We start from the raw sequence: 10,721 nt of genomic DNA on the forward strand, positions 1-10,721 counted from the left end.
TACGGGGTGACCGAGGATCGCAACATCCCTGATCCCGGCCAGCAGGCCATCCTCGACGCGGGTGGCGGTCGCCCTTCGGGGTGACCGAGGATCGCAACAAGGAGTGGGCCGCCGCCGAGGGCATCCCCGAGGAGTGGCGGTCGCCCTTCGGGGTGACCGAGGATCGCAACTGCTCGGATGGCCGCCAGGCGCTCGGCCTGCTCAAGTGGCGGTCGCCCTTCGGGGTGACCGAGGATCGCAACGGCGAGGACATCCTTGGTCGAGAACGCCAGAGCAACGCTGTGGCGGTCGCCCTTCGGGGTGACCGAGGATCGCAACCTCGCCAATCGAGGCGTCAGTCTCGTTGAGCACTAGTGGCGGTCGCCCTTCGGGGTGACCGAGGATCGCAACCTCCCCGGGATTGCGCAGGTACCGGGCGATCCTACGGTGGCGGTCGCCCTTCGGGGTGACCGAGGATCGCAACCTCCGCGACGGCCTTGTCCCAGACCGCCCGGAGGGTGGCGGTCGCCCTTCGGGGTGACCGAGGATCGCAACGGGCACACCGGTCCCTGTCTCACCAGCCCGCCGCGCGGTGGCGGTCGCCCTTCGGGGTGACCGAGGATCGCAACACTGGGCCTCACCCGGCTCTTCGGCCGCAGGCTCGGTGGCGGTCGCCCTTCGGGGTGACCGAGGATCGCAACCGCCGGGCTGGCCGGCCGGGTGCCCGAGGTACAGCGGGTGGCGGTCGCCCTTCGGGGTGACCGAGGATCGCAACCGTTCGGGGCCGTGAGTGGAATGGGTCAGCCGCGGGTGGCGGTCGCCCTTCGGGGTGACCGAGGATCGCAACTCCTCCGCACGGACCGACCGGCGGCAGTGGATCGCGTGGCGGTCGCCCTTCGGGGTGACCGAGGATCGCAACCACAGGGTGAGGAAGGCGTACGTACCGGCCGGCACATGTGGCGGTCGCCCTTCGGGGTGACCGAGGATCGCAACGCCACCGGCCGGCTCCTCGTCAGCGCCCAGTGCCCGGAGGTGGCGGTCGCCCTTCGGGGTGACCGAGGATCGCAACCTGCGGGGATGCCCCATTCGCGGGCGGCCTGCGTTGTGGCGGTCGCCCTTCGGGGTGACCGAGGATCGCAACTCGGCGGGTGCGCGGCCGGGCAGACGGCGCCCGAAGGTGGCGGTCGCCCTTCGGGGTGACCGAGGATCACAACAGCAACGGCACTGAGGGCGAGTGCTGGATGGCGAACGTGGCGGTCGCCCTTCGGGGTGACCGAGGATCGCAACAGCCCACTGCTCGCCTGTCCGGTCAGACTCGAATGTGGCGGTCGCCCTTCGGGGTGACCGAGGATCGCAACGACTGGGGCGCCGCGTGGACGCTGCCGTTCACGCCGGTGGCGGTCGCCCTTCGGGGTGACCGAGGATCGCAACTGGACCATGGGAATCGGCGGCATCGCCGCTCTTGCCGTGGCGGTCGCCCTTCGGGGTGACCGAGGATCGCAACCCGTAGGCGCTGATACGGGTGAATGGCTGCACGTGCTGTGGCGGTCGCCCTTCGGGGTGACCGAGGATCGCAACGACACGACGCCTGAGGTACGTCAGCTGGTGAGGAAGGTGGCGGTCGCCCTTCGGGGTGACCGAGGATCGCAACGTACAGGGGTGCGGTGACGGCGCCGACCGCGGGGCTCGTGGCGGTCGCCCTTCGGGGTGACCGAGGATCGCAACGGCCAGTACGGCGTGCCCGGCGCGCTCCAGGTGCGGTGGCGGTCGCCCTTCGGGGTGACCGAGGATCGCAACACCTTCGGCGCCGTTGCCCAGCCGAACCCGGGCGCCGGGTGGCGGTCGCCCTTCGGGGTGACCAAGGATCGCAACCCCGATAGAGCCCCTCCGAGAACGCCCCGGCGCCGGGTGGCGGTCGCCCTTCGGGGTGACCGAGGATCGCAACATTCTGCCCGCGCGGCCACAAGGGCACCTGGGCGGGCGGGTGGCGGTCGCCCTTCGGGGTGACCGAGGATCGCAACGCGGCCAGGGCCACGCGGGTGAAGCGCCGCTGCCGGGTGGCGGTCGCCCTTCGGGGTGACCGAGGATCGCAACGACACCGCCGACGTCTACGGGCACGGCCGCTCCGAGCGGTGGCGGTCGCCCTTCGGGGTGACCGAGGGGCGCACCAGTGCAACTAACAGCTTTATTGACTACCACCTCCAGTGATAACGGATGACCATAATACTAAACTTCTCATTAGGGATGAATCATCGGCTGGCATAGCTGAGGGTAATCGAATCTGTTCGGTAACTATGGATGTCGATCCCGCGATAAATGTCGGTGGCGTCTCCTACAGTGCGGCTCTCGCTGTTTTCGCTATGAAGGAGTGGGATGGCCGAGCATCTGTGGGCGCATAGTGCACGTGATGGTGATGGGCTTCGCCATGAGCTTGCTGATCATCTTCGAGGCACAGCGTGGCGGGCAGGTGCATTTGGCGAGATCTTCGATGCCGGACCGCTGGCCGCTCACTGCGGTCTTGTCCATGACGTGGGCAAGGGCTCGTGCGAGTGGCAGCGCGGCCTGATGCGAGCGGAGAGTCACGGCGGTCGCGTCGGTATCCCGCACAAACACGCGGGCGCCTGGCTGTTGGATCAGCAGAGCCTAGGGATCATGGCGGCGATCGTGTTCGGACATCACGGTGGTCTGCCAAGCCGGGCACGTTTGCAGTCGGAGCTGCGGTTCGCCGATAATCATCCGCTTGTTGCCGAGGCGACCCAGCGGGTGGGAGAGATCGTTCCGGAGATCCATCTGTCGGGCCCTGTTGCGTTGCCGACATGGCTGGCGGAAGCGGTTGAGATGGATCCGTATGCACTGGATTTGCTGGTGCGCATGGTGTACAGCACGGTCGTCGATGCTGATTTTCTAGACACCGAAGCTCATTTCGCCGCCGCAGCTCGGCCCTTGCACTCGGTAAGCGCTGCTCATCTGGTTGACCGCTTCGAACACGGACGCTCACAGTTGCTCGACGAAGCAGAGTCGTCTCCGATCGACGGATTGCGCCAAGAGGTGTACCAGCAAGCCGTCATCGCAGCGCAAGGGCCGCAGGGTATCTACCGGCTTCCTGGCCCGACCGGATCAGGAAAGACGCTTGCTGCGGGTGGCTTCGCGGTGCATCACGCACATGTCCATGGTCTGCGACGTGTCATCGTGGCAGTGCCATTCATGTCGATCACTGAACAGAACGCCGACGTCTACCGGCGTCTCCTCGATCGGGACGGCGAGGAGCCGATCGTACTGGAACATCACAGCGGGATCGATTTGGACGGCGGTGACGCCAAGAGCCGTTGGGCGCATTTAGCCGCGGAGAACTGGGACGCGCCTTTCGTCGTGACGACCACGATCCGTCTGTTCGAGTCGCTGTTCAGCAACAAGCCGGCAGCGATGCGGCGGGTGCACCGGCTGGCCGGGGCGGTCATCGTGCTGGATGAGGTGCAAGCGTTGCCGGACCGGCTGCTGATCCCGATCGTTTCGGCGCTGCGCACGTTGACCGAACGATTCGGCACTACGGTGTTGCTGGCTTCAGCCACTCAGCCGCCATTCGAACTGCTCAGCCCATTGCGTACGACGCCGATATACAACGTGATCGCAGAGCCGAAACCGCTGTACAAGGCGCTGAACCGGGTGCGTTATGAATGGCAGCTGGACCCCAAGCCGACCTTTGCACAGATCGCCGAGGAAGTAGCGGCACAGCCGCAGGTCTTGGCGGTGGTCAACACCACCAAAGACGCCAGCCGCCTGCATCAGCTTGTCGACAACCGCCGCCCTGCGTTGCACCTGTCCACCCGTATGGCGGCCGCGCATCGCCGACACACTCTGGAGGGAGTCAGACGGCTCCTCGATGCTCGTCAGCCGGTTGCGGTGATCAGCACTCAACTGGTCGAGGCAGGCGTAGATCTGGACTTCTCAGTCGGCTTTAGGGCGATCGCGCCTGCAGACTCCCTGCAGCAGGCCGCCGGGCGAGTCAACCGCAGTGGTCGCCTCCCATTCGGACGAGTCGTGGTCTTCGATCCGGAAGACGGTAACAAAGCCGCTCAAATGCTGTATGGCGCGGCGTTGGAGGCTACACGCGATCGTTTCGGCCCTCACTGCTCCCCAGACGACCTGGATGCTCTTGAGGTCTACTACCGTGCACGGTTCGACTTCCACAACGTCGAGCAGGCTGGCCAGGAGATCCAGAAGGAACGCCAAGCGCATGATTTCCCGCGGGTGTCCGAGCTTTTCCGAATGATTGACGAGTGGACCGTTCCCGTCGTGGTGCCGTACGGCGACATCGAGCAGTTGGAGCGCATCTTGGATCACCTGCGCAACGGCTATCCCGGGGCTGGCGCCCAGCTACGTGCGCTTCGTCCATACCTGGCGACCCTGCCCCGGGGCGCCGCTCGACGCGCGGTTGACGAAGGGCTTGCGGCGCCCGTCATCGGTGACCTCGTCGAGTGGCTGGGTGACTACCACCCACAGCGAGGCATCGAGATCACTTCCCCCGATCCTCAGGAGCTGGTGTTTTGACCACCCGTCGCGCTCACCATCCATCCCCGCCTCTGGTCGTGGAAGTACAGGCCCCTTATGCCTGTTTCACCCGACCGGAGTTCAAGACCGAGCGGTTGAGCTATCCGATGATGACCCCATCGGCCGCCAAGGGCGTTCTAGAAGCGATCTTCTGGAAACCGGAGTTCTCCTACTACATCACGCAAATCGACTTGCTGACACCCATCCGATGGGCGTCTATCCGCCGTAATGAGGTCTCCTCGATGCTCTCGTTGAGCTGGGTGCGTGAGGCCATGAGCGATCCTTCTGTTCGCTTCGACGCCGAGGTTGACCGAGACCAGCGCAACATGGTCTTCCTACGCGATGTCGCCTACCGCATCCACGCCCAGGTGCGACTGCGCCCGCACGCAACAGCCCCCGACGCCAAATACCGTGATCAGTTCCGCCGCAGGGTAGAGCGCGGCGCATGCTTCTCCCAGCCCTTCCTGGGCGTGCGCGAGTTCTCCGCGTCGTTTCACCCCCAGACCGACCGCGCACCCATCCCACGCAACGAGAAGCTGGGCGTGATGCTCCACAGCATCGTCTACGACAAGGCCGGCGAGACCTATCGCTGGTTCGAGGCCGAGTTGAGAAACGGCGTCCTCCAAGTGCCGCGTGAGGGCGCTGAGCTGCCTACGAGCGCAGCAGGCGGCACCGGCGGACGGCGGTGAGAGCATGCTGATCGAACGCCTGGCCATGCATGCTCGAGACCGCCGTGACCTGCCGCCCCCGTACTACCGGCACCGTAGTGTGCGCTGGGCCATCGACCTGGATGCCCAAGGCCGGCCTCGGGGTAACCATCTGATCGATCTGAGCAGCACGGAGGCCAAGGCCGGCGCCATGCGAGCCACTCCTTACGTGCAACGATCCGGTACTGGGTCGCTACCGTTCCTGCTCACCGACACCCTGCAGTACGTCCTGTCCGTCCCGAAGGACGACAGCGAGAAACAGGTCAAAGACGCTGAGCGGCGCACCGCGGACTTCGCTGAGCTGGTCTATCGCTGGGCCAAGGATGAACCGTTGGCCGCGGCAGTAGTGCGTTTCTTTGAAAGCGGCGCGTTCTCTCAGGTGATGATCCCCGAGGAGGCCAAGCCGACCGACGTAGTGGCGATCAGAACCGACCACGGCTGGATGCATGACCTACCTTCCGCCGTCACCACCTGGGGGCAGATCGTCCGCGAGCGCAAGAGCTCTTCCAGCGGCCACGGCATCTGTTTGGTATGTGGGCAACCAGGTCCCTTGCTGGACACCATCCCCGAACCGGTCAAGTCCGGTGCCATCCCGGTTGCCAACGGCAGAGGCCGTGATGCACAGCTGATTTCGATCAACAAGACCGCACAGGGCCGTGGCGGTACCATCCAACTGGCCAACACTCCGATCTGTGATACCTGCGGCGGATTGGCCATGGCAGCACTGAACGCACTGCTGGCCGACTCCCATCATCGCTATAGAGGCACTGACAGCGTCCTGGCCTGGTGGCTGCGTCGACCGGCACCCATCTCTGTTCTGGGTGCCATCCGCGATGCTCACCCCAGCGATATCAACGCGATCATCGAACAGGTGCGCTTCCCCGCCGCCCAGCGAGCTCCCTGGCTCGATGACAATGCCTTCTACGCTGTCACCCTGTCGGCCAATCAGAGTCGTGTCGTCATCCGCGACTGGATCGACGTTCCTCTGATCAAGCTGTGTGAGAACGTACAGGCATGGTTCGATGATCACGCCATGACCGACTTGTGGGCCGACGGCCCGCAACATGTCCCGGCCTGGCGAATGGCCATAGCCCTGGGCCGTCACGACAAGCAGGGATACACCAAGGACATCGCTCCTGACTCTGCAGAACGTGACCTCATGGCCGCAGCCCTGCACGGCACGAGGCTCCCCGCCCACCTGCTGCCCCATCTCATTCAGCGCATCCGCGCTGACGGCCGAGTCGACCTGATTCGCGCAGCTTTGCTACGCGTACTGCTCCTGCGTGCCAACCCAGCTCTCAGGGAGATCCTGTTGAACCACCTCAACACCGACAGCACTGACCCCGCCTACCTGAGCGGGCGCATGTTCGCCGTACTGGAGAACATTCAGCGCACCGCGCTCGACAACATCAACACCACCATCGCCGACAAGTTCTTCGGCGCCGCCATGGCCAGGCCCCTGGCCGTCTTGACGATGCTGCGCAAGAACGCCACCGGCCACTTGCGGCGGCTGCGCGGCTCCAAGCGCGCGGCCAGTGTCGCCTTGGACAAGCGCCTGGACGAAGTCCTGGTCAAGTTCACCGCCGAGATCCCGGCGACTCTGGACCTCTCTGGCCAGGGCCGGTTCGTCCTCGGTTACCACCACCAGCGCGCCGCTGATCGAGCGGCAGCCCGCGCCGCCGCTGCCGACAAGGCGTCTGTAGCGACACCGGCCTGAACTTCGACCGGCCACTGATTCGCCATCGTCCTCTGAAAGGAACCTCAGGATGTCTGCCCACCTGGACCCGGCACGCAAGCACGACTTCGCCTTCCTGTTTGACGTGCGCGACGGCAACCCCAACGGCGATCCCGATGCCGGCGGCATGCCCCGTACCGATCCGGAAACCGGGCAGGGACTGGTCACCGACGTCGCGATCAAGCGAAAGATCCGCAACATGGTCGCACTTCTCAATGAAGGCGTGCCTGGCTATGACATCTACGTCGAATCCGGTGTGGCACTCAACGCCCAGCACGAACGCGCCTACGCCGCCCTAAACCTGGACCCCAAGCAACGCCGCAAGTCCGAGCCGGAAGCACAGCAGTGGATGTGCCAGACCTTCTACGACGTGCGCATGTTCGGTGCGGTCATGAGCACCGGCACTAAGCCCTGCGGGCGCGTGCAGGGGCCTCTGCAGCTCACGTTCTCCCGCTCGATTCACGCCGTCCTTCCTCAGGAGCACGGCATCACCCGCATCACTCAGACCCGCCAGGACGACATCGACAAGGGCGAGTCGACTGAGATGGGCAACAAGCACATGATCCCTTATGGGCTCTACCTCGGACACGGCCACTTCAGCGCCCCGCTGGCTGGCCGTACCGGAGTGAACAACCAGGACCTGGAAACCTTCTGGCGTGCTCTGACCCTGATGTTCGAGCACGACCGCGCTTCCACCCGCGGTGAGATGGCCTTGCGCGGCCTGTACGTCTTTAGCCACGATGACGCTTTTGGCCGCGCACCGGCCCACACACTGTTCGACCGCATCGAGGCCGTTCTGATCGACGAGACCAAGCCCCCGCGGTCCTTCAATGACTACAAGATCACCGTTGGCAACGACCTGCCCGACGGCGTCACGCTCGCCAGCCTGGTCGGGTGAATCCTTCCTCGCCGCGGGCCGCGGACACCAGTGGTCCGCGGCCCCAGGTCACTCTCTCGGCACTGGAGCACTACGCATACTGCCCCCGTCAAGCCGGACTGATCCTTCTTGAAGACGGCTACGCCGATGACGCGGCCACCATACGCGGAACGCTCATGCACCAACGTGTCCATGAGCCAGGCCATGAGACCCGCGGCGCGATCCGCACCTTGCGCGCCCTCCCCGTGTGGCACGACGAGCTCGCGCTGATCGGAGTATGCGACGTCGTGGAGATCCACCATGACGGCCCCGTGGTTCCGATCGAACACAAGTCCGGCGCCTACACCCCCGGTGGCCCCGCTGACATCCAGGTAGCCAGCCAAGCCATATGCCTGGAAGCGATGTTCGGCCGGCCGGTCCCGCACGGCGTCATTTACTCCGGCGCGGATCGGCGGCGGCACACCGTCACTATTGACGCTGCCATCCGGCAACGCGTCATCACGTTGGCCGAGTCTGTCAGAAAGATCCTTACGGCCATGACACTTCCCGGCGCCCCGGCTGATCAACGATGCCGACGATGCTCAATGCGCGACATGTGCATGCCCCATGTCCTGGCTCGCACACAGGCATTCACCCGTACGGCCTCGATGCTGTTCCTTCCCCAACCAGAAGCAGCCTGGGATGAATGAACTCCTCAACACCCTCTACATCCAGACTCAGGGCGCCAGCCTCCACTTGGACCACGACAGCCTTAAAGTCGTCATCCCCGAGGCCCCCAAACGAACCCTTCCTCTGCGGCGTCTGGACAGTATCGTTGTCTACGGTCATGTCGCGCTGTCGGCGGAACTTTTGACTCGCTGTGCCCACGACGGCCGATCCGTGGTGTGGATGAGCCTATCTGGGCGTTTTCTGGGCCGAGTCGACGGGCCCACCCGCGGCAACGTCCTACTTCGCCATGCCCAGCATCTCGCTCACGCCGTCCCGGACACACGCCTGCAGATCGCTCGATGCTGCGTCGCTGGCAAACTCCAGAACTCCCGTCAGGTGCTGTTGCGCGGAGCCCGCGACGCAACCGGCTCATCACAGACGGCCTTGCGGGCTCTCGCTGAGGACCTTGAAGACCTTCTGGCACGTTCACGTGAAGCCGATGATCTCGATAAGCTCATGGGATTGGAAGGGCAGGCCGCCCGTCTTTATTTCGACGGCCTCGCCAGCATGATGCGCACCCAACCCGACATCGCCCCGTTCGCAAGTCGCATCCGGCGTCCGCCTACCGACCCTGTAAACGCCCTACTGTCGTTCCTATACGGCCTGACCCGGGCTCTCGTCCACGGGGCGACCGAACAGGTGGGCCTCGATCCCTATCTGGGGTTTCTACATGGCCTGCGTCCAGGCAAACCCGCACTCGCCCTGGACCTGATGGAGGAGTTCCGGCCCATCCTCGCTGACCGACTCGCCCTCAGCCTCCTCAACCGGCGACAGCTTCGCAAAGAGCACTTTGAGACTCTTCCCGGCGGGGCTGTGCAACTGACTGAAGACGGGCGACGCCTCGTTCTCACTGAATGGCAAGGATGGAAGACAAAGGAATGGCCCCACCGACTCCTGGGCCGAAAAGTCTCCGCCTCGCTTCTACCCGTTGTTCAGGCACGTCTTCTCGCCCGCTATATCCGCGGAGAGCTCCCCTCCTACGTTCCCTGGACGGTCGGCTGATGCAACTGCTGTTGACCTACGACGTGGCGACCGCCACCCCAGAAGGCCGACGCCGTCTGCGTCAGATGGCCAAGCTATGCGAGGGATACGGACATCGAGTACAAAAGTCAGTGTTCGAGATCACCTGTACCGATGCGGAACTGTTGACCTTACTTGACGGGGCAACCCGCATCGTGGATGCAGATGACGACTCGGTTCGTGTGTACCGGCTGCCTGCCAATGGATTTACCACCGTGTGCCGGCTCGGCTGCGCCGAGCCGGTACCGCACCATGATCCACTTATTCTGTAGTTCGGAACCTGGAGTGCTCACGCGACACGCCAGAGGTTCCGAATGAGGTATCACCCCATATGTTCCTTGATAAGGAAATCGAAGATTTCTTGTAAACGGTACAGTGAGGGCGTATTGCCTGATCAGATGCGCAGCGGTCGCCCTCCGGGGTGACCGAGGATCGCAACAACCCCCCGGGCCGGCCGCCGGCGTTCGACCGGCGGCCGGGCAGCGGTCGCCCTCCGGGGTGACCGAGGATCGCAACAACTTGTCCCATTCAACGAACGGCGGAAGCTTGATGCAGCGGTCGCCCTCCGGGGTGACCGAGGATCGCAACACCAAGCACGGCGCGTTTCAGGCGAAGGAGTATCGCAGCGGTCGCCCTCCGGGGTGACCGAGGATCGCAACTTCAAGGGGGATGAGGGCGACGCGTAGGCCGAGGGGCAGCGGTCGCCCTCCGGGGTGACCGAGGATCGCAACTTATAGGGGTCAAGGGCGGCCCGCGCCCGGCGCGCGGCAGCGGTCGCCCTCCGGGGTGACCGAGGATCGCAACGACAGGGCTCGGAAGATGCCCGCGGTCTTCGGCGCGCAGCGGTCGCCCTCCGGGGTGACCGAGGATCGCAACGCCCCTGCCGGCCACTGTCCGCGCTGTGTCATCCTGGGCAGCGGTCGCCCTCCGGGGTGACCGAGGATCGCAACCTCGCGCCCCTGAGCCATGGCGATATCGGGCTCTAGCAGCGGTCGCCCTCCGGGGTGACCGAGGATCGCAACGGCTCATACCACTTGGCGCCGCGTCGGACGTTGGGCGAGCAGCGGTCGCCCTCCGGGGTGACCGAGGATCGCAACAGCGTTGGGCGTGCGCCGGGGGGTGCGGGTCGGGCGCAGCGGTCGCCCTC

General features: G+C 64.9%; 7 protein-coding genes and 2 CRISPR repeat arrays. All 7 genes read left to right on the forward strand.

Annotated features, from left to right (window positions below; genetic code table 11):
* The first annotated feature begins 61 nt into the window (after positions 1-61).
* Positions 62-2,148: direct repeats of the CRISPR family, unit length 37 nt; unit sequence GTGGCGGTCGCCCTTCGGGGTGACCGAGGATCGCAAC.
* Between the two features lie 204 nt (positions 2,149-2,352).
* Genes cas3 through cas2 form a run of 7 tightly spaced genes read left to right on the forward strand, consistent with a single transcriptional unit; the run spans position 2,353 to position 9,846 of the window.
* Entirely contained in the window at positions 2,353-4,527 is a 2,175-nt protein-coding gene (cas3, locus tag ACZ6R6_RS02265; RefSeq protein ID WP_470089472.1) for a CRISPR-associated helicase Cas3', read from the forward strand.
* A gap of 38 nt (positions 4,528-4,565) precedes the next feature.
* Entirely contained in the window at positions 4,566-5,216 is a 651-nt protein-coding gene (gene cas5c, locus ACZ6R6_RS02270; RefSeq protein ID WP_470089473.1) for a type I-C CRISPR-associated protein Cas5c, read from the forward strand.
* Positions 5,217-5,220: 4 nt separating this feature from the next.
* Positions 5,221-6,951 carry a type I-C CRISPR-associated protein Cas8c/Csd1 gene (gene cas8c, locus ACZ6R6_RS02275; protein ID WP_470089474.1) on the forward strand — a complete coding sequence of 577 codons (1,731 nt, stop codon included), beginning with the start codon at positions 5,221-5,223 and terminating at the stop codon, positions 6,949-6,951.
* Between the two features lie 49 nt (positions 6,952-7,000).
* On the forward strand, positions 7,001-7,867 hold the full coding sequence (gene cas7c, locus ACZ6R6_RS02280) for a type I-C CRISPR-associated protein Cas7/Csd2 (protein WP_470089476.1): 867 nt from the start codon (positions 7,001-7,003) through the stop codon (positions 7,865-7,867).
* Positions 7,864-8,535 carry a CRISPR-associated protein Cas4 gene (cas4, locus tag ACZ6R6_RS02285; protein WP_470089477.1) on the forward strand — a complete coding sequence of 224 codons (672 nt, stop codon included), beginning with the start codon at positions 7,864-7,866 and terminating at the stop codon, positions 8,533-8,535. The genes cas7c and cas4 overlap by 4 nt, the downstream gene beginning before the upstream one ends.
* Entirely contained in the window at positions 8,528-9,556 is a 1,029-nt protein-coding gene (cas1c, locus tag ACZ6R6_RS02290) for a type I-C CRISPR-associated endonuclease Cas1c (protein WP_470089478.1), read from the forward strand. Before cas4 ends, cas1c begins: the two co-directional genes overlap by 8 nt.
* Positions 9,556-9,846 carry a CRISPR-associated endonuclease Cas2 gene (gene cas2 / locus ACZ6R6_RS02295; RefSeq protein WP_470089479.1) on the forward strand — a complete coding sequence of 97 codons (291 nt, stop codon included), beginning with the start codon at positions 9,556-9,558 and terminating at the stop codon, positions 9,844-9,846. Before cas1c ends, cas2 begins: the two co-directional genes overlap by 1 nt.
* A 130-nt stretch (positions 9,847-9,976) precedes the next feature.
* A CRISPR array of direct repeats spans positions 9,977-10,671; the repeat unit is 37 nt; unit sequence GCAGCGGTCGCCCTCCGGGGTGACCGAGGATCGCAAC.
* Positions 10,672-10,721 lie beyond the last annotated feature (50 nt).

The organism is Streptosporangium sp. NPDC048886 (assembly GCF_055586905.1).